The 19,632-nt window shown below is 45.2% G+C and carries 19 protein-coding genes; 11 read left to right on the plus strand and 8 right to left on the minus strand.

Annotation, left to right across the window (positions count from 1 at the left end):
* Positions 1 to 44: 44 nt before the first annotated feature.
* The 5 genes from accA to BCV39_RS13265 all read left to right on the plus strand — a co-directional run bounded on the left by accA (position 45) and on the right by BCV39_RS13265 (position 4,211).
* Positions 45 to 1,004 (plus strand): acetyl-CoA carboxylase carboxyl transferase subunit alpha, encoded by a 960-nt coding sequence (accA, locus tag BCV39_RS13245; RefSeq protein WP_017060731.1) that lies wholly within the window; start codon positions 45 to 47, stop codon positions 1,002 to 1,004.
* 126 nt (positions 1,005 to 1,130) lie between these two features.
* The gene (gene tilS, locus BCV39_RS13250) at positions 1,131 to 2,468 is read left to right on the plus strand and encodes a tRNA lysidine(34) synthetase TilS (protein WP_102432047.1); all 1,338 of its coding nucleotides are present in this window, start codon (positions 1,131 to 1,133) and stop codon (positions 2,466 to 2,468) included.
* Positions 2,469 to 2,526: 58 nt separating this feature from the next.
* Positions 2,527 to 2,838 (plus strand): cytochrome c, encoded by a 312-nt coding sequence (locus BCV39_RS13255; RefSeq protein ID WP_048661228.1) that lies wholly within the window; start codon positions 2,527 to 2,529, stop codon positions 2,836 to 2,838.
* A 130-nt stretch (positions 2,839 to 2,968) separates the two neighbouring features.
* The gene (gene glnB / locus BCV39_RS13260; RefSeq protein ID WP_004738609.1) at positions 2,969 to 3,307 is read left to right on the plus strand and encodes a nitrogen regulatory protein P-II; all 339 of its coding nucleotides are present in this window, start codon (positions 2,969 to 2,971) and stop codon (positions 3,305 to 3,307) included.
* A 61-nt stretch (positions 3,308 to 3,368) separates the two neighbouring features.
* The gene (locus BCV39_RS13265) at positions 3,369 to 4,211 is read left to right on the plus strand and encodes an endonuclease/exonuclease/phosphatase family protein (RefSeq protein WP_102432046.1); all 843 of its coding nucleotides are present in this window, start codon (positions 3,369 to 3,371) and stop codon (positions 4,209 to 4,211) included.
* 34 nt (positions 4,212 to 4,245) lie between these two features.
* Here BCV39_RS13265 and BCV39_RS13270 read toward each other — a convergent pair whose 3' ends face one another.
* The 3 genes from BCV39_RS13270 to gloB all read right to left on the minus strand — a co-directional run bounded on the left by BCV39_RS13270 (position 4,246) and on the right by gloB (position 7,332).
* Complete coding sequence (locus BCV39_RS13270) at positions 4,246 to 4,932, minus strand: YIP1 family protein (protein WP_048661230.1); 687 nt, start codon at positions 4,930 to 4,932, stop codon at positions 4,246 to 4,248.
* On the minus strand, positions 4,929 to 6,503 hold the full coding sequence (locus BCV39_RS13275) for a LysM peptidoglycan-binding domain-containing protein (RefSeq protein WP_102432045.1): 1,575 nt from the start codon (positions 6,501 to 6,503) through the stop codon (positions 4,929 to 4,931). The genes BCV39_RS13270 and BCV39_RS13275 overlap by 4 nt, the downstream gene beginning before the upstream one ends.
* Before the next feature lie 70 nt (positions 6,504 to 6,573).
* A complete protein-coding gene (gloB, locus tag BCV39_RS13280) occupies positions 6,574 to 7,332 on the minus strand; it encodes a hydroxyacylglutathione hydrolase (protein WP_048664593.1) in 759 nt (252 codons plus the stop codon).
* Between the two features lie 53 nt (positions 7,333 to 7,385).
* Between gloB and BCV39_RS13285 the strand changes: the two genes are divergently transcribed.
* Positions 7,386 to 8,168 (plus strand): class I SAM-dependent methyltransferase, encoded by a 783-nt coding sequence (locus BCV39_RS13285; RefSeq protein ID WP_048661233.1) that lies wholly within the window; start codon positions 7,386 to 7,388, stop codon positions 8,166 to 8,168.
* Between the two features lie 119 nt (positions 8,169 to 8,287).
* Here the strand turns inward: BCV39_RS13285 and rnhA are convergent, their stop codons facing one another.
* Complete coding sequence (gene rnhA, locus BCV39_RS13290; RefSeq protein ID WP_048661234.1) at positions 8,288 to 8,752, minus strand: ribonuclease HI; 465 nt, start codon at positions 8,750 to 8,752, stop codon at positions 8,288 to 8,290.
* 56 nt (positions 8,753 to 8,808) lie between these two features.
* Between rnhA and dnaQ the strand changes: the two genes are divergently transcribed.
* Together dnaQ and BCV39_RS13300 are read left to right on the plus strand one after the other, a co-directional pair.
* On the plus strand, positions 8,809 to 9,576 hold the full coding sequence (gene dnaQ / locus BCV39_RS13295) for a DNA polymerase III subunit epsilon (protein WP_017060722.1): 768 nt from the start codon (positions 8,809 to 8,811) through the stop codon (positions 9,574 to 9,576).
* A gap of 9 nt (positions 9,577 to 9,585) precedes the next feature.
* The gene (locus BCV39_RS13300) at positions 9,586 to 10,833 is read left to right on the plus strand and encodes a TIGR03503 family protein (protein ID WP_102432044.1); all 1,248 of its coding nucleotides are present in this window, start codon (positions 9,586 to 9,588) and stop codon (positions 10,831 to 10,833) included.
* 130 nt (positions 10,834 to 10,963) lie between these two features.
* Here BCV39_RS13300 and fadE read toward each other — a convergent pair whose 3' ends face one another.
* The gene (gene fadE, locus BCV39_RS13305) at positions 10,964 to 13,429 is read right to left on the minus strand and encodes an acyl-CoA dehydrogenase FadE (RefSeq protein WP_102432043.1); all 2,466 of its coding nucleotides are present in this window, start codon (positions 13,427 to 13,429) and stop codon (positions 10,964 to 10,966) included.
* A 328-nt stretch (positions 13,430 to 13,757) separates the two neighbouring features.
* Here fadE and lpcA point away from each other — a divergent pair, with 328 nt between their 5' ends.
* Complete coding sequence (gene lpcA, locus BCV39_RS13315; RefSeq protein ID WP_004734322.1) at positions 13,758 to 14,333, plus strand: D-sedoheptulose 7-phosphate isomerase; 576 nt, start codon at positions 13,758 to 13,760, stop codon at positions 14,331 to 14,333.
* A gap of 67 nt (positions 14,334 to 14,400) precedes the next feature.
* Positions 14,401 to 15,246, plus strand: a complete 846-nt coding sequence (locus BCV39_RS13320; protein WP_017079424.1) for a class II glutamine amidotransferase — start codon at positions 14,401 to 14,403, stop codon at positions 15,244 to 15,246.
* Positions 15,247 to 15,346: 100 nt separating this feature from the next.
* Here the strand turns inward: BCV39_RS13320 and purN are convergent, their stop codons facing one another.
* Both purN and purM read right to left on the minus strand, forming a co-directional pair.
* Entirely contained in the window at positions 15,347 to 16,033 is a 687-nt protein-coding gene (gene purN / locus BCV39_RS13325) for a phosphoribosylglycinamide formyltransferase (RefSeq protein ID WP_102432042.1), read from the minus strand.
* Between the two features lie 120 nt (positions 16,034 to 16,153).
* Positions 16,154 to 17,194 (minus strand): phosphoribosylformylglycinamidine cyclo-ligase, encoded by a 1,041-nt coding sequence (gene purM / locus BCV39_RS13330; RefSeq protein WP_008222945.1) that lies wholly within the window; start codon positions 17,192 to 17,194, stop codon positions 16,154 to 16,156.
* 169 nt (positions 17,195 to 17,363) lie between these two features.
* Here purM and upp point away from each other — a divergent pair, with 169 nt between their 5' ends.
* Positions 17,364 to 17,990: a uracil phosphoribosyltransferase gene (gene upp, locus BCV39_RS13335; RefSeq protein WP_017060716.1), complete on the plus strand. Its 627-nt coding sequence runs from the start codon at positions 17,364 to 17,366 to the stop codon at positions 17,988 to 17,990.
* Positions 17,991 to 18,131: 141 nt separating this feature from the next.
* On the opposite strand, the gene BCV39_RS13340 is transcribed toward upp, so the two are convergent.
* The gene (locus BCV39_RS13340; RefSeq protein WP_048661237.1) at positions 18,132 to 19,370 is read right to left on the minus strand and encodes a uracil-xanthine permease family protein; all 1,239 of its coding nucleotides are present in this window, start codon (positions 19,368 to 19,370) and stop codon (positions 18,132 to 18,134) included.
* Between the last annotated feature and the right edge of the window lie 262 nt (positions 19,371 to 19,632).

Genomic DNA, 19,632 nt, shown 5'->3' on the forward strand with positions numbered 1-19,632 from the left:
ATTTAGCTTCGCGAATACGGAGCTGAATCAACAAGGATTCATAGATGAGCCTGAACTTTCTAGAATTTGAAAAGCCTATCGCTGAACTTGAAGCAAAAATCGAAGCGCTACGTGACGTTTCGCGTCATGGTGGTGACACAGCGGTAGATCTAGACAAAGAAATCGAACAACTAGAGAAAAAAAGCTTAGAGCTTAAACAGAAAATCTTTAGTGACTTAGGTGCATGGCAGGTTGCTCAACTTGCTCGTCACCCTCAACGTCCTTACACAAAAGATTACCTGGAGCATGCATTCACAGAGTTTGAAGAGATGGCGGGCGATCGCGCTTACGCTGACGACAAAGCTATTGTGGGTGGTATGGCTCGTCTAAATGGCCGTCCTGTTATGGTTATTGGTCACCAGAAAGGTCGCGAGACTAAAGAGAAAGTGATCCGTAACTTTGGTATGCCAAAGCCAGAAGGTTACCGTAAAGCGCTACGTCTAATGGAAACCGCTGAGCGTTTCAACATGCCTATTATTACTTTCATCGACACAGCGGGCGCATACCCAGGTGTTGGTGCTGAAGAGCGTGGTCAATCTGAAGCTATCGCGAAAAACCTAAAGGTTATGGCTGGTCTTTCTGTTCCAGTTATCTGTAACGTTGTGGGTGAAGGCGGTTCTGGTGGTGCACTAGCGATTGGTGTTGGTGACTACGTGAACATGCTTCAGTACTCTACGTATTCAGTAATCTCTCCAGAAGGTTGTGCTTCAATCCTATGGCGTGATTCAGATAAAGCCCCACAAGCAGCTGAAGCGATGGGCCTGATTGCTCCTCGTCTTAAAGAGCTTGAGCTTATCGACGAAATCATTCCTGAGCCTCTAGGTGGCGCGCACCGCGACCCTGCACAAACCGCTCAGAACATGAAAGACATGCTAGTTAAACAGCTAGAAGAGCTAGAGCAGTTTGATAACGAAACGCTTCTTGAGCGTCGTTACCAGCGTCTAATGAGCTACGGCTACTGCTGATAAGTTACCTTAGTAATAAGGTCTGCTTAACGTAACAAGTTGATGAAAGGGTTGGACTCAGTGCCAACCCTTTTTTATTATTAAAACATTATCCTTTCACACACGACCTCTTGGTTTAGTAGCCTCATGACACACTTAATTGATACTTTCACATCTGTACTTGATCAAAGCGCGCTTAAGCCTCGTAGTAGGTTGGTCGTCGCTTTCAGTGGTGGTGTCGATTCACGAGTGTTGTTGGAGTTATCCGCTCAATATGCCCAAGCGCACGACATTGAGTGCCATGCGGTTCATGTGCACCATGGCTTAAGTACAAATGCAGACCTCTGGGTAGAACAATGCCAAACATGGTGTGATGGTTTGTCTATTCCATTAGCTATTGAGCGAGTGTCGTTGGATGTTAACAGTGGAGAAAGCATAGAAAAACTCGCTAGAGATGCTAGGTATCACGCCTTCAAACAACATATTCGATATGGGGATGTGCTTGTTACAGGTCAACACCTCGATGATCAAGTAGAGACTTTCTTGTTAGCGTTGAAGCGTGGCAGTGGGCCTAAAGGCCTCTCTTCAATGGCGAAAGTGATGCCGTTTGTTGATGCTCATATTGTTCGCCCTATGCTATCGGTAACTCGAACCGAGATTGAAGCAGCTGCTTACGGCATGGGCTTAACTTGGGTAGAAGATGAGAGTAATCAGGATGTGCGTTTTGACCGAAACTTTATTCGTCATCAAGTGACTCCGGTGCTGACTGAGCGTTGGCCGAGCTTTCGTGAGTCGGTCAGTCGTAGTGCTCAGCTTTGTGCGGAGCAAGAGTTATTGCTCGATGAGTTACTTGAGTCACACTTTCAGCAAGCTTTGGGAGATAGTCAGAGCTTAAGCATTGAGGCGTTATCTCAACACTCAGACTTGTTACGAGCACGACTGTTAAGAATGTGGTTGAGTCATTGTAATCAAGCAATGCCGAGTCAAAAGCAGCTCAAGCTTATCTGGAATGAAGTGGCGTGCGCTCAGGTTGATGCCAACCCTAAATTGGTGTTGAATGAGGTTGAGGTTAGGCGTTTTAATCATCAGCTCTACATAGTGAAAGAGACTAAGGACTTGTCGAGTTGGCATGCCGATGTTGTGCTTGGTGATAGCTTGCAACTGCCCGATGGTTTAGGGAGATTACAATTCATGCCATCACAGAGTGGTGCTGTATCGAATGGTCGTAATTCGCAAAGCTTCAGCTTGAAGGGGTTAAACGGAGCGCTACGAGTGATCTTCAACCCTGAAGGATTATCAGCGCATCCTGTTGGACGCGGTCATAGCAGAAAGCTCAAAAAACTCTTTCAAGAGTACCAAGTACCCAGTTGGTTACGACGCAGAACGCCAATATTAATGGATGGCGATCGAGTGATCGCTGTTTTAGGCTTATTCGTAGATAAAAACTACGAAGGTCAAGATTGTGAAGCGCTTTGGAGCAAGTAGAAAAAGTTTGTGTCACAATTCACCGTCACTTTAATAAAAATAATTAATGGAATATGCAATGAAGAAAATTACACTAGGATTAGTTCTTGGATTTGGACTATTGAGTGGTAACGCTCTGGCGGGTGATGTTGCTGCGGGTCAAGCTAAAGCAGCAATCTGTGCAGCATGTCATGGTGCTGACGGTATCGCAGTGATCCCAGGTTACCCAAACCTTAAAGGTCAAAACGAGCAATACATCGCTTCATCAATTAACGCATATAAGAACGGCCAGCGTACCGGCGGTTTGGCCGCTGTAATGCAGGCTCAAGCTTCAATGCTGAATGATGCAGATATTGCTAATCTAGCCGCTTACTACGCAAGCCTTAAGTAAAACCTTCTTAAAGCGCTGATTAAACAAGATGATAAATTTCGAGCCAGAGCTTTAAAGCTCTGGCTTTTTTCATTGAATGTTTACTATAGCTAACCGATAATGAGCCATTCGCACAGTTTAAGGGATGAACATGAAAAAGATTGAAGCCATTATCAAGCCATTCAAACTTGATGATGTACGTGAAGCACTTGCAGAAGTGGGTATTACGGGTATGACAGTATCTGAAGTGAAAGGCTTTGGACGTCAGAAAGGTCATACTGAGCTATACCGCGGCGCAGAGTACATGGTCGACTTTTTACCTAAAGTGAAATTGGAAATTGTTGTGACCGACGAAGTGGCTGACCAATGTGTTGATACCATTATCGAAACGGCGCAAACAGGCAAAATTGGCGACGGTAAGATCTTCATTACTGACGTTGAACGTGTGGTACGTATTCGTACTGGTGAAGAAGACGAAGACGCCGTATAAAAAAACTATTACCCTAAAAGGAGCGTTTATCGCTCCTTTTTCATCTCTGGTAGGGTGTTGCATGTTTAAGAAAACCATCATTGTTATCACGCTATTGATAACGCTTGCTGTCGTTAGTTTTCATTTAATCTTCGTGATCCCGAATAAACCCAACCTGATCACCTCTTCTCAAAATACCAGCAATGATATCTACAGTTGCTATCAAAATTCTGAGCCGAGAGCAATTGATGTGTCTGATGGCTTAGACATTACGGTGTGGAATATCTACAAGCAAAACCGAAGTAATTGGCAGAGTGAATTAAATAAGCTGTCGGCTGGTAGCGATTTAGTCTTGTTGCAAGAAGCGAGTATGACAGAAGAACTTCGCCAATGGGTAACGAGTGGCCAGTGGGGAAGCACTCGTGTTAATGCGTTTGAAGCCTTTGAGCAAAGTGCTGGTGTACTTAACCTAGCGACGCATTTGCCTATCGAAGCTTGTGCTTATACTCATGAAGAACCTTGGCTTCAATTACCAAAATCCGCGCTTTGGTCGCGTTACCAACTTAGTAACGGCGAACAACTGGCCGTGATTAACATCCATGCTGTGAACTTTACGTTTGGTACGGAAGATTACAAAGCTCAGCTCAAGAGCTTAACTGACAATCTGCAAAAGTATCGTGGGCCTGTTATTTTTGCTGGGGATTTTAATAGTTGGAGTGAAGCCCGCTTTGCTGTCTTGAAAGGTGCATTGGAACAGGTAGGTTTGACGGAAGTAGCCTTTGACCCAGACAACAGAACTCAGTTCATTACAGGACTGGTGCTCGATCATGTGTTCTATCGAGGGCTAGAGGTAGAAAAAGCAAAAGCGCCCATTACGGACGCTTCTGATCATAACCCTATGCGAGTGACTTTTAAGGCTAAATAGGCTAGAGAGTTTTCGCTAGCCTTATATCTTTAACTTAAAAGATTAAAATGTAGAGCGCCCAGATTAGGTAGTAGCCGACCCATGGTAAGCCAGAGATGACCAGTGCCTGACCACGCTCAAACTCAGTCCACGTCAATACAGCGGCATAACCCAACACAATGTACCAAGGCAACAACAGTGGTAATGAGCTAGCAAACTGCGACCAATCATTGGTTAGCGGTAACTTGATTAAGCCGTTTAAGCTATTCAAATCAGCGGCGTAGTTCATCACATGCCCATGCTTGAGTATCAGGCTTGCGTAGCTCGCAATGTCGCCTAAAACTGCAGGGAAGATGATAACGGATGCCGCTGCAAACCATCGCCAAAAGCTATGTTGATGTTGGCTTGGCTTTGTTGCTAGGTTAAACCAGAATGCCAACAAAACGATGGTTAGCGTTCGGCTAAATACGTCGTTGATGATTTCACTTGCGAGTAGGGTGTTGCTGTCAAGTAACGCCAATTGGTCAGGGTTAGTTTGAGCCAATTGCTGTGATAGCTCTGCACTTAACCATGCAAAATCGACATTCGAAAAATAAGCACCCCAAAACAAAAATGGGCTGAGCATTAATACGACGTAGGGTTGCCATCCCCAAGCACTTCGCTGATAAAGCGCTAAGAAACACGCTGTTGGTGAACGGAATATATCCAACAGCATGACGAGTGGGTTACTTGACGGGTTCATACACTTACCTTAGTTACATCAACATACAGCTTGAGTTTTTGTCCTGGCTGTAGGTATTTCTTGTTCTGCAAAGCGTTCCATTTTACAACATCTGTACTTTTTACTTTGAACTTTGATGCAATACCGCTGACTGTGTCACCAGATCTTACGTTATAGAAGATCGTGCGGATGACGGCGCCGTCTGAACCATTCTTCCAAATGACCAGTTCTTGACCAACTCTCAGCGTGTCGCGTGGTCCCATACCGTTCCACTTAGCCAGTGATTGGTGAGATACCTTATTTGCGCGTGCAATCGTCCATAGGCTGTCACCACTTTTTACTGTATGGCTGAGCTTATATTGACCACGACTCTTCGACTGGGTGCTTGCTAGGCGGTTTGAAGCGCTTAGTGCGTATGTCTTGTCATCTTTAGTTGATGTTGGGATTAGCAGGTGCTGTCCAATACGAATATTGTTGTTGCTCAAACCGTTTGCAGAGCGAATCACTTTACTGGTGGTGTTGTATTTGCTTGCTAGCACGCTAATGCTGTCACCAGATTGAACTTTGTAACGCACCAACTTCATGCCTTTGCCTTTATTGGCAGCGACTTCTTTGTTGAATTTTTCAACTGAGTCTAGAGGAAGTAATAGCTGTTGGTGTTTCTCTGGTGCCGTTGCCCACTGGTTGTAAGCAGGGTTGTAGCCTTGCAGCTCTTTAACTGGAATGCCTGCGTAGTTCGCAGCAATCGCTAGATCAAGCTGTTCTTCAGGGTTAACCAGAGTCAGCACTGGCTTGTTCGGGATCGCAGGGATATCGATGCCATACTTTTCTTGATTGGCAATGACATCAGCTAGAGCAAGCAGTTTAGGTACATAGCTGCTGGTCTCTTTTGGTAAATCGAGAGAGAAGAAGTCGATTGGTTTACCCAACTTCTTGTTCTTACGGATTGCGCTGTTTACTCGACCACCGCCACTGTTATAGGCAGCAATCGCATGGTTCCAGTCGCCATCGAAACGTCGGTTAAGGTCTGATAAGAAATCCAATGCGGCGTCGGTAGAGGCGGCAACATCACGGCGGCCGTCATACCAAAAGTTCTGTTCAAGCCCGTAGTCTTTGCCTGTGCCTGAAATGAATTGCCATAGACCTGCAGCACTGCCATGAGAATAGGCAAACGCATCGAAAGAACTTTCTACAACGGGCAATAGGGCCAGCTCTAGTGGTAAGCCTTTTTCTTCAATCTTAGTGGTGATCAGATACAGGAAAGGTTCAGCACGCTTTGATACGGTTTTTAGATGACTCGGGTGCTTGAGGTACCAAGTTCGGTAGTAGTCGACCTTCTTTTGGTCTGGTACTTCCATTTCAAGTTGCATCGCAATGCGTTTCCAAACATCTTGTTGTGTTTGTGGAGTTACGACAGGTGCTTCAACTTTTTGATCTTCTTTGGCTGTGGCTTCTGATGAAACGTTCGCTTGAGAAACTTCTTTAGTAGGAGATGTGTTGGTTTGCTCGGAAGCTTGGTCTGGATTCTCTGACTGAGTTAATTGGCAACCAGAAAGTAGTAATACCAAAGCCCAGCTGTACTTAACTCGCATGTTACAGCCTTTTTAATTAACGGCCGATGATAATACTTGCCACCCCCTATGAGTGACAAGTCTGTATTTGTTAAAATTCGTTCTTCCACGCACGTAAAGCGGTGAATACCGATAAAGGGTCGGTCTGCTCGGTGCGATTAGACACTGATTTCACTACACTTGGCTCGGTATAGCGCAAGAAGGGGTTCACAAACTTCTCTTGTCTCAAATTTGTGGGGATGGTCGACTTATTTTGCGCGCGAAGTCGGTTCACTTGGTCGCGATATTGCTGCAAATGTTGGTTGTCAGGTTCAACCGCTAATGCGAAAGCGATGTTTGCGGCAGTGTATTCATGCGCACAATAAACTTCGGTTTCTTGAGGTAGCGCCGTGATCTTATTCAGTGCATCGAACATCTGTTGTGGTGTGCCTTCCATGATTCGGCCGCAACCCGCAGAGAACAGCACATCACCACAAAACAGTTTTGCATCACCTACATAACCAATATGACCCGCGGTGTGGCCACTGAGCCCTAGGACGAGGAATACTTCGTCAAACAGTTCTAATTGGTCACCATCATCGACTGGGTGAGTTAAGGTGGGGATTGGTTCATTCCTTGGACCCACGACATCAACGCCGGGAAATTGTCTAACTAGTTCTGGAACGCCACCAATGTGATCGTGGTGGTGGTGCGTAATCAAGATTGCATCTAAAGTTAGCTCATGGTGTGCTAAGTACTCTAATACTGGAGCCGCATCACCGGGGTCGACGACAGCACAACGGCGATCGCTATTTTCAATCAGCCAGATGTAATTGTCGTTAAATGCAGGTATGCTTTTGATATGTAACATTATTGGTTCTCCAGTCACTTTTAGTGCGACAGAATAAGTGAGACAGATTATTGATGAAGCCAGCACGTAGCAGAAAGAAGTTTGAACGTCCTTATACTTGGGCGCAATTGCACAATGGGGACTGGTTGAGAGAATCTATTCAAACTCGACTCGATGAGTGGTGCCCAAAGCTATTTGGTTACCATATGCTCAAGCTCGGCGGCCTCAGTAGTGAGATTTCTAGCTGCACATGCAACATTCAACATCAAGTAAACCTAGATATCCAGAACCCATTACATAATGTGATAGCGGATGGCTATAATTTGCCCTTTTTGGAGAAAAGCTTTGATGTTGTGGTGTTGAGTCATCAGTTAGATTATAGCAATGACCCACATCGCTTATTGAGAGAAGTTGATCGAGTCATGATGGACGATGGCTATATCATTATCACTGGCTTTAACCCGATTAGTGTCACTGGGCTTGCCAGTTTGATGCCTTGGCGAAAGAACAGTTTGCCTTGGAGTGGGCGCATGTACACGCCTAACCGAATAAAAGACTGGTTAGGGGTACTTAATTATGAAGTGATTCATTGTGACACCTACGCGCTGTTTCCGATGAGTAAGTATCAAGCGATGTGGACGTGGTTGGAGAACAGCTTAGGTGGATGTGCATCCTTCGCCGGAAGCCAATACTTTATTGTTGCACGTAAACGTACTTACCCGCTTAAACCTATCAAGCCACATTGGCACCTTAAGCGACGTTTCTCACCTGTTGGAGCCAGTTTTAGAACCAATACGCGTCGTACAATGGATTCCGCCAAAGCGTCATATCCGCTAAAAACAGAAAAAGCCGACTAGTTGTCGGCTTTTTATCTACTAGTTCGGTTAAGAAATTATCAATTAATTTAAGGCGTTATCAATCAGTTTCAGGAACAATAAATCATTTTCTGAAATGTACGTCTAATTCTAAAAGACGATTAACTTGGCTGATAGCCCGTATCTTCTTTAGTCGGATTTTCCGCTGCGTTTCTTGCTAAATCATCACACATTTCGTTTTCTCTGTGTCCTGCGTGTCCTTTTACCCAGCGCCAATCAACGCTATGGCGAGCGGTTTCTTTATCAAGCCTTTGCCACAGATCGGCATTTTTAACCGGTTTCTTGTCGGCTGTTTTCCAGTCACGCTTTTTCCAGTTGTGAATCCACTGTGTGATGCCTTGACGCACGTATTGGCTATCTGTGGTCAGAATCACAGAACAAGGCTCTTTGAGGGCTTGGAGAGCAACGACAGCGGCGAGCATTTCCATACGGTTATTGGTTGTTAGCGTGAAACCTTCTGCTAGCGTCTTCTCGACTTTTTTGTAGCGAAGTACGATGCCATAGCCGCCAGGACCAGGGTTGCCTAAACAAGAACCATCAGTGAAAATTTCAACTTGTTTCGTCATGATTTGATACTATTACCTCAAGCACATTATCGGCATAGTCTGACACAGTTATCCTTATGAATACCAGTAGCACTCCAGAACAAAGCACGAACGAAAAAAACAGTTCGAACGAAAATAAGCGCATTGTTGTACTCGATACCGAAACCACCGGTATGAATACAGAAGGTGGCCCTCATTACATGGGTCACCGCATCGTTGAAATTGGTGCAGTAGAGATCATCAACCGTAGGTTGACCGGGCGTCATTTTCACGTCTACATAAAACCTGATCGTGCGATTCAAGAAGAGGCGATTGGCGTTCACGGTATTACCGATGAGTTCTTGATTGATAAGCCTGAATATCAAGACATACATAAAGAGTTTCTCGACTTTATAAAAGGTGCAGAGCTGGTGGCTCATAACGCGCCCTTCGATACCGGCTTTATGGACTATGAGTTTGAGAAGCTTAATCCAGCGATAGGTAAAACGGATGACTACTGTAAAGTTACCGATACCTTGGCGATGGCGAAGAAGATATTCCCAGGTAAAAGAAACAACCTAGATATCTTATGTGACCGTTATGGTATTGATAACTCGCACCGTACTCTCCACGGCGCATTACTCGATGCGGAGATCCTAGCCGACGTCTACTTATTGATGACGGGTGGCCAAACTTCGCTGCAATTTAACGCTGGTCAACAGGAAGGCGAAGCCGAAAGCATACGAAGAGTAGAAAGTGGTCGAAAATCCCTAAAGGTTTTACGAGCTACGGCCGATGAAGTAGAAGCGCATCAAAGTCGTTTAGATCTCGTCGAGAAAAGCGGAAGCTGCCTCTGGCGTCAGTAGGGAGAGAGTATGTTAAGGGTATTGGCTACCGGTTGTTTATTGCTGTTAAGCTTTAGCTTGCATGCGGCAACAGAATCCGTAATGAGTTTATTGGACAACCGTTTTCGAGTTGATTCCAGTATTGAACAAGTCACCTTTGTGATTTATCGAGCCGATAACTCTAAACCTGTCGTTTTGGTTCGTCCTGATGGCAAGAAATACTACTCTTGGCGCAATGCTGATAATGTCCGTTGGTACGAAGAGTCGTCCATGGACATTATATCTATCGACAATCCGATGCCTGGCCCTTGGCAAGCGATAGGTAAAGTTTCCCCTAAGAACAACATCAAGCTCCTGTCTCATCTTGTTTTGGATGCTAATGAGTTTCCCGACAAGTTGTATCAGACTGAGCGCATTAAATTTACCGCCCGTCTCACCTCTGATGGCAAGCCGCTTGTGCTGCGTGATTTTCTCGATCGCGTGAAGCTTAAGGTTACCTTTACTAAGTTTGTTGAAAACGAAGAGTCTTTAGTGAGAGAAGCTCGCCCGGTTCCGGTTGTGATGGGCGAGTTTGCTGATGATGGTGTTGATCTTGATGAAAAAGCGGGAGACGGCGTATTCACAGTATCCTTACCAATTGATATCGAGCCCGGTAAATACCGAGCGCGAATTACCTCTGGTAATGGTGTGTTCCTGCGAGCGCAAGAGCAAGAAGTCTTGGTTTACCCAACACCGCTCACTACCACCTTTATTCAGTCTCGAAAAGAGGGTTTACCTCATACTATTGTGGTGTCTGGTGAACAGGGGATGATCGCACCGAGCTCTTTGGCGGTTCATGTTGAGCACAAGGCTCCTGATGAATATGTTATTTACAAGCAGGGGCAAGCTGAAGTCGACGCAATGAAAGTCGCTTTAGAGCTGCCTTATAATGGCGATTTAGGGATTTATAATTGGTCAGGGATGGTTTATGCCACTGATGCTTCAAGTCAGCGCCCGCTTATCTTTCCAATTACTGAGCAGTCGTACAGCGTTGTTGAAGATATCGACTTAGCAGAGTCACGACGCCTTCAAGAAGAAGCACTTGCTGAACAGAAGCGTATCGCAACAGAGTTGATGATCCTTCAAAAACGTGAAGATGACAGACAGCGCAGTATGATCATTATTGCGGTGGGTAATGTGGTCGCTATTCTATTGGGCTTATTGATTTGGTTTGTGGTTCGTAAGGTCAAGGCGAAGAAAAAAGCGTTACCTGAGATGCAGCTTAAAGCGCCTAAGTAACTCGCTTAGATGATTAGGTTGTCTGGAGAGAATAAGCCGCCAGAGATAAAGCATTAGAATTTTTGACAACGATGTCATGAACAAAAAAACGGGACTCATAGGAGTCCCGTTTTTGTTTCTATTTTTGACCTTAAGCGACGTTATCAATCGATTGGTCTGGGTACTGAGACTTTGCTGCAAGCTCCTCTGGTGAGAAGTCATCAACGTTAATCGTGTACAGTCTGTGTTCCTCAGCGCTAATCAGAAGATTTGCTTCGTCTTGCGTTAAGATACCTTTTTCAAGTCCCAACTGCGCGACAAGGTCGAGTCGTAAGAAAGCACGTTTTTGATGAGTTTCTTTACAAACCTTATCGAACAGAGGTTCAGCTTGAAGAATCACTTCTAGCGCTTTTTCAATCTTACCTACTGGGTTGTATTCCGTTGCTTCTAGGTATTGGCCACGACCGATACGAGAGCGTGTTTCACTTGGTGTTTGTAGAATGTGCGCGACTTTGCTATCCAGCTTGTCGTTTGGTGCACGACGGATACGGCCAAATGGCATTAGCACAACACGAAGCAGACGACCAATCACAGGGTTAGGGAAGTTCGCTAAGAACTCATCAATCGCCACTTCAGTTTGGCGTAAGCTATCTTGCATACCCCAATGTACTAACGGTAGATCTTCAGCGTGGCTGCCTTCGCTTTCAAAGCGTTTCAGCGTTGCTGAGCCGAGGTAAAGTTGACTCAGGATGTCCCCCAATCTTGCTGATAAACGTTCTCTACGCTTCAGTGAGCCACCTAGAACTGCCATTGAGATATCAGACAGTAGCGCTAGGTTTGCACTGTAGCGGTTTAGCTGTTGGTAGTAACGTTGTGTCTGTTTATCGGTTTTATTTGAAGGTGTTGGCGCATCTGAACCACGGCCATCGGTTAAACCAAACCACAAGCTGCGGACTAGGTTACTCATAGTAAAGCTAACGTGTCCTGCTAATGCCGAATCAAACTTATCTAGAGCATCACTGCTTTCAGAATAAGCCGCTTCCATTTCGTTAAGTACGTAAGGGTGACAGCGAATCGCACCTTGACCATAGATGATCATTGAACGAGTCAGGATGTTTGCGCCTTCAACCGTAATCGCGATAGGCGAACCTTGGTAGCCACGAGCTAGGAAGTTCGATGGACCTAAGCAAATACCTTTACCGCCAACAATATCCATAGCATCGATGATGCTGCGCTGACCACGGTGTGTACAGTGGTACTTAACGATTGCTGAGATAACCGAAGGTTTTTCGCCAAGATCGATACCTGCAACGGTTAGATTACTTGCCGCATCCATCACATAAGCGTTACCCGCTAGGCGTGCAAGTGGCTCTTCAACCCCTTCCATGCGGCCAATCGGTTGTTTGAATTGACGACGAATACGAGCATAAGCGCCCGTTGCTAATGCAGCAGACTTAATACCACCCGTTGAGTTTGAAGGCAGTGTGATACCACGACCAACCGACAGACACTCAACCAGCATACGCCAGCCTTGACCTGCCATTTTCTGGCCACCAATGATGAAGTCGATAGGCACAAAGATATCGTCGCCTTGCGTCGGACCGTTCTGGAACGGCACATTCAGCGGGAAGTGGCGATTGCCAATTTCTACGCCTTTTAAATCCGTTGGGATAAGCGCACAAGTGATGCCTAGATCTTTTTGGTCACCAAGCAGACCATCAGGGTCACGCAGTTTAAAGGCCAAGCCTAATACCGTCGCGACAGGTGCTAGGGTGATGTAACGCTTGTTCCAAGTTAGGCGCATGCCCAATACTTCTTCACCTTGCCATTCGCCTTTACATACCACACCGTAATCTGGGATTGAACCTGCATCAGAGCCAGCTTCTGGGCTCGTCAGGGCAAAACAAGGGATCTCTTTACCTTCCGCTAGGCGCGGCAGGTAATGATTTCTTTGTTCTTCTGTACCGTAGTGTTGTAATAACTCACCAGGGCCTAATGAGTTAGGTACGCCAACCGTTGATGACAATACGCTAGAAACGCCGGTTAGCTTCTGAAGAACCAAAGACTGAGCGTAAGCCGAGAATTCTAAACCGCCGTATTTTTTCTTGATGATCATGGCGAAGAATTTATGGTCTTTCAGGTATTGCCATACTTCTGGTGGCAAATCTGCAAGCTCATGGGTGACTTGGTAATCATTGACCATTTCACACACCGTGTTTACCGGGCCGTCTAGGAACGCTTGTTCTGCGCCAGACAGTTTTGGATCAGCGATGTTTTGTAGCTTTTTCCATTCAGGCTTGCCTTTGAACAACTCTGCTTCCCACCAAACGGTGCCGGCTTCCAGTGCTTCTTTTTCTGTTTGAGACATTGCCGGTAGTACTTTCTTAAATACAGAAAGCGCTTTTTGGCTGATGAGAGTTTGACGAATGGCTGGCACAGCAAAGATCGCAACGGCTAACAAGTAACAAAGCCAACCAGTGACTGCCACGCCGCCGAACAGTGTTAATGCTACCATTGCGCCAGTTAATACAACTAATGCACGTACCAGACTAACTCTATGGTAAAGACAGACGCCTAAGATGGCTGTCATGCCGAGTAGGGAGAGCAATATGTTCATGATCGATTTCCTTTTCAGAGATCACTTATTGTTATTAAGTTTTAGGTAAGAGGTCTAACCAGTCAAGTGTAAACAAAATATTAAATATTTGTAAAACTCCAAAGTGAATAAAAAGTGATCTCAATAGAGTTAAAGTTCTAATTGTGAGAGGTTGGTGGCGAATATTTGGACGGATCGGCAGCGAGACTCTAATTAAGGTGGCAATCTTTGGGCTTAAGTGTCGACACTATTTCATGTTTGTGGGTAAACTCAGGTAAAAGAGGGGAAAACCCTCAGCTCTCATTTCACGTACTTTAAGTTGCGTAAAAAAATATAAGAGATAAGCCTTATGTACCATGACCTAATCAAAAGTGAATTGAACGAAGCTGCTGACGTTCTGAATAAGTTCCTGAGTGATGACCATAACATCGCTCAAATTGAAGCGGCGGCAAAACTGATTGCTGACTCATTCAAGCAAGAGGGCAAAGTGCTTTCTTGTGGTAACGGTGGTTCACACTGTGATGCAATGCACTTCGCAGAAGAGCTTACTGGCCGATACCGTGAAAACCGTCCAGGTTACGCTGGTATTGCGATTTCAGATCCAAGCCACCTGTCTTGCGTGAGTAATGATTTTGGCTACGACCACGTATTTTCTCGTTATGTAGAAGCGGTAGGTCGTAAAGGTGATGTGTTGTTCGGTCTGTCGACTTCAGGTAACTCTGCCAACATTTTGAAAGCGATTGAAGCTGCTCAAGCTAAAGGCATGAAGACGATTGCATTGACGGGTAAAGATGGCGGTAAAATGGCGGGTTGCGCTGATATCGAAATCCGAGTGCCACATTTTGGTTACGCAGACCGTATCCAAGAGATTCACATTAAGATCATTCATATTGTGATTCAGCTTGTTGAAAAAGAAATGGAATAATAGTTTTACAGACATTTGGAGCCCAGGTTTGTGGCTCCATTGGTTTTAAAAGGGAGTAGATTAAACCATGTGTGAATTGCTCGGTATGAGCGCGAATGTGCCAACTGATATTTGTTTTAGTTTCACCGGCCTGATGCAGCGTGGAGGTAATACCGGACCACATCGTGATGGTTGGGGAATCACCTTTTATGAAGGGAAGGGCTTTCGAACGTTCAAAGATCCTAACCCTAGCTGTGAATCAAAGATTGCTGAGTTAGTTCAAAACTACCCAATTAAAAGCCAAGCTGTTGTCAGTCATATCCGTCAAGCCAATCGTGGTGGCGTTAATCTAGAAAATACTCACCCATTTACCCGTGAGCTATGGGGACGATACTGGACCTTCGCTCATAATGGCCAATTAACGGATTACGATGATCTGGTTAGTGGTCGTTTCAGACCTGTTGGCGAGACGGACAGTGAACTTTCTTTTTGTTGGTTAGTGAAACAGCTAGAAGATCGTTTCCCTGAACCACCACAAGACATGGAAGGTATGTTTCGCTTTGTCGCGGAATGTTGTGACCAGTTGCGTGAGAAAGGTGTCTTTAACATGCTACTCAGTGATGGTGAGTATGTGATGACCTATTGTACGAATCACTTGTACTGGATAACAAGACGTGCACCTTTTGGTAATGCGAGCCTGATTGATGAAGATGTTGAGATAAACTTTCAAGAAGAGACCACGCCAAATGATGTGGTTACGGTCGTCGCAACGCAGCCTCTAACATGCAATGAAGAGTGGTTTAGAATGAAGCCAGGCGAATACGCACTGTTTCATTTTGGTGAGCTGATTGGTAATAACCATAAAGCGTTGGAAGATGTTGCTTACGCACCTAAAAAGGTTGCAAGCCAAGCACCAACTGAGCCATTGAGCTAAGTATTCCGAATAGTATTAATTTGAAACGCATAAAAGAAAGGCCGCTTACTGAACTAATGAATCAGTAAGCGGCCTTTTTATTTGGTTTAGTTTTAACGAATCACTCTTCTGCGTAACCGTGTTTGCCCAATGCCTTGCTGTCTAAGATAGCTTGTCCGTTTGCCATTGATAAACGATCTTCCGCGAACCACTTGCAGACCAGAGGATAAATGCAGTGTTCTTGGGTGAGTACTCGGCTCGCTAGCATGTCGGCATCATCCCCTTCAAATACTGGCACCTTAGCTTGTAAGATTACAGGACCACCATCGAGCTCTTCGGTAACAAAGTGGACGCTGGTGCCATGCTCTTTGTCCTGAGCATCAATAGCACGCTGGTGGGTGTGCAGCCCCGGATACTTAGGTAATAGAGAAGGGTGGATATTGATCATTTTACCCGCGTAATGACGAACAAACTCTGAACTCAGAATGCGCATATAGCCAGCGAGTACAATCAGGTCGGGTTGGTAAGCATCGATCTGAACCATCAATTCATGATCAAATTCTTCACGCGAATTAAATTCTTTTGGATTCACCGAATGAGCGTCAACACCTGCTGACTTTGCTCTCTCTAGACCAAAAGCCTCTGCTTTGTTTGAGAAAACGGCCTTAACAGAGGCATCAATCGTGTGGCTCTCACAGGCATCCAAAATTGCCTGCAAGTTACTTCCGCTTCCTGAGACTAAAACGACGATGTTTTTCTTAGAGTGACTGTTATTCATAGAATGGCTGTTCTTCATAGAGTGGGTCATGCGATTGGTTAACTGGACTGTTTACAATGTACCTACATAAACTAAGGTTTTCTGCGGGCTAAATAGCAAAATGAGGACCATTAGGTCCTCATTGATTAACTAAGTAAGTGAGCGTATCACTTATTTGATTTCTACTTGCTCTTCGCCAGCTTCAGCGTTTGCGATCTCACCGATAACCCAAGCGTTTTCGCCTTCTGCTTTCAGTAGTTCAACAGCAGCGTCTGCTTGATCTTTAGGTAGAGCAACAACTAGGCCTACACCACAGTTGAAAGTGCGGTACATTTCAAATGTTTCCACGTTACCTTTCTCTTGTAGCCAGTTGAAGATAGCTGGCCATTCCCAGCTCTTGCCATCAATGACTGCTTTAGTGCCTTCAGGAAGTACGCGTGGGATATTTTCCCAGAAACCACCACCTGTGATGTGCGAGATAGCATGAATGTCATGCTCAGCAATCATCTTAAGTGCCGATTTGATGTAAATCTTAGTAGGTTCTAGTAGGTGCTCACCGATAGTGCGACCTTCTAGTTCTTCACTCTTATCAGCACCAGAAACTTCTAGAACTTTACGAATTAAAGAGTAACCGTTTGAGTGTGGACCACTTGAACCAACAGCGATAAGTGCGTCGCCTGCTGCTACTTTAGTGCCGTCAATGATGTCAGCTTTTTCTACAACACCAACACAGAAACCAGCTACGTCGTAGTCGTCGCCTTCGTACATGCCTGGCATTTCAGCCGTTTCACCACCGATTAGTGCACAACCAGCTTGAACACAACCTTCAGCGATACCAGAAACAACGTCTGCTGCTGTATCTACATCTAGCTTACCTGTTGCGTAGTAGTCTAGGAAGAATAGCGGCTCACCACCTTGAACGATTAGGTCGTTCACACACATTGCCACTAGGTCGATACCAATGGTGTCGTGTTTTTTCAGATCCAAAGCAAGGCGAAGTTTAGTACCAACACCATCAGTACCTGAAACAAGTACCGGCTCTTTGTATTTCGTTGGAAGTTCACATAGGGCGCCAAAGCCACCAATACCGCCCATTACTTCAGGGCGACGAGTGCGTTTAACAGCACCTTTAATACGGTCTACTAGTGCATTACCTGCGTCGATATCAACACCAGCGTCTTTGTAGCTTAGAGAAGAAGTATTACCACTCACGGGATAGTCCTCGAACTTAAGTTGGATGTGAAAACGGCGCTATTCTAACAGGGCTTGATTACCAAGAGCAAACGTTTGCGCGGTTTTTTTTATTAGAATAAAGATTCTGAAATAACCTTAGAGTTCGTGTATAATCTACAGGTTTGTTTAAATATTGCCGGAGTTGGAAATGAAAGTTGTTGAAGTGAAACACCCGCTAGTAAAACATAAAATTGGCCTGATGCGTGAAGGTGAGATTAGCACTAAGCGTTTTCGTGAGCTAGCGACAGAAGTGGGTAGCCTTCTAACATACGAAGCGACATCAGACTTTGAAACTGAGCGTGTGACGATTAACGGTTGGAACGGTCCAGTAGAAGTTGACCAAATTAAAGGTAAAAAAGTAACGGTAGTGCCAATCCTACGTGCTGGTCTAGGCATGATGGACGGCGTTCTTGAGCACATCCCAAGTGCACGTATCAGCGTTGTTGGTATTTACCGTGACGAAGAAACACTTGAGCCAGTACCATACTTCAACAAGCTTGCATCTAACATCGACGAGCGTATTGCTCTAGTGGTAGACCCAATGCTTGCGACAGGTGGTTCTATGATCGCGACTATCGACCTAATGAAAGAGAAAGGTTGTAAGCACTTTAAGATTCTTGTGCTTGTTGCTGCTCCTGAAGGTATCGCTGCTCTAGAAAAAGCGCACCCAGACGTTGAGCTTTACACCGCTGCAATCGATGAGAAGCTAAACGACAAGGGCTACATTGTTCCTGGTCTTGGCGATGCTGGTGATAAGATCTTCGGTACTAAGTAATTCGGTTTCAGCTTAAGTGACTCTAAACCGTTTCTTAACTCGCTGAATTAGCCGTATTAGTAAAAAGGGAGAGCATTCAATGCTCTCCCTTTTTTGATCTTGTTGGTTTGTGATTCTTTTGAATATAGCCTTACCGATTCATTAATCGATTTGAGCTTTGTCTACCACAGTGTTGTCACCTAACTCTTCTGGAAGCACTAGGTTAAGTAGAATCGCCACGATACCGCACAAGCTTACGCCCTGTAGGCTGAAATCACCGATACCAAAGGCCATGCCGCCAATACCAAAGACTAAAGTAATGCCGACAATCACAAGGTTGCGTGATTTGTGTAGGTCAACTTTGTTTTGAATTAGAGTATTCAAACCTACGGTTGCGATAGAGCCAAACAGTAGAATCATGATGCCGCCCATTACAGGAACCGGAATCGTTTGAAGTAGTGCACCTAGCTTACCGACCAATGCAAGAACGATGGCTGTTACAGCAGCCCAAGTCATGATCACTGGGTTGAATGCTTTGGTCAGCATAACTGCACCTGTTACTTCACTGTACGTAGTGTTTGGTGGCGCGCCCAGCATTGAAGCGGCAATGGTTGCCACGCCGTCGCCAGTAATAGTGCGGTGTAAACCTGGTTTCTTAAGGTAGTCTTTGCCTGTTACATTAGAAATAGCAAGCATGTCGCCTACGTGCTCAACAGCAGGTGCAATCGCGACAAACACCATAAAGAAGATAGCGTTGATGTTGAACTCTGGCGCTGTGAAGTTTGGTAGTGCTAACCAAGACGCTTGCGCTACTGGTGTGAAGTCTACCGCGCCGTATACCAAGCTAGTGATGTAACCCGCAACAATACCACCGAAGATTGGCAGCAGCTTAAGGAAGCCTTTTGAGAACACACTGATGACAATCGTCACTAACAGTGAAATCGAAGAGATCCACAGTGCAGCGTCTGCATCAACAAGTTGAACCGCGCCGTCGCCTGTCTTACCTAGCGCCATGTTAACTGCAACAGGTGCAAGACCTAAACCAATAACCATAATTACTGGGCCAACAACGACTGGTGGGAGCAGTTTATGGATAAAGCCAACGCCACGAACTTTAATTAACGCGCCCATTAGTACATACACAACACCTGCCGCCATTAGGCCGCCCATGGTTGCACCGACACCCCAAGTTTGAATACCAAACATGATAGGCGCGATGAATGCAAAAGAAGATGCTAAGAAGATTGGCACTGAACGGCGTGTAATAAGTTGGAATAAAAGGGTACCAATACCTGCGCCAAAGAGTGCAACGTTGGGGTCAAGTCCTGTTAGTAGCGGCACGAGTACAAGCGCACCAAATGCTACAAACAGCATTTGCGCACCTTGCAGAGCATTTTTCATGTTATGTCCTTAAAATGGTCGTTATATGAAAAGCGAAAAATAAAATTCGCGGGATTCTATCACTTAGCAATCGATTGCCACACCAAATAGATCAAATTTATTTATCTTAATGATGTTTTATATCCATCTAAGCCCTAGAAATTCAGTTTATAAGTGAGCGATTTATCATGGCCAGGTGATATTTTGTGGTTATTAAACACAGTGGGCGCTATCGACCTTGCCCCTCAATCCATAGTTGCTTATCATCTAGGCACAAGATTTG

Source organism: Vibrio sp. 10N.286.55.E10, from assembly GCF_002872555.1.
GTDB lineage: Bacteria > Pseudomonadota > Gammaproteobacteria > Enterobacterales > Vibrionaceae > Vibrio > Vibrio crassostreae.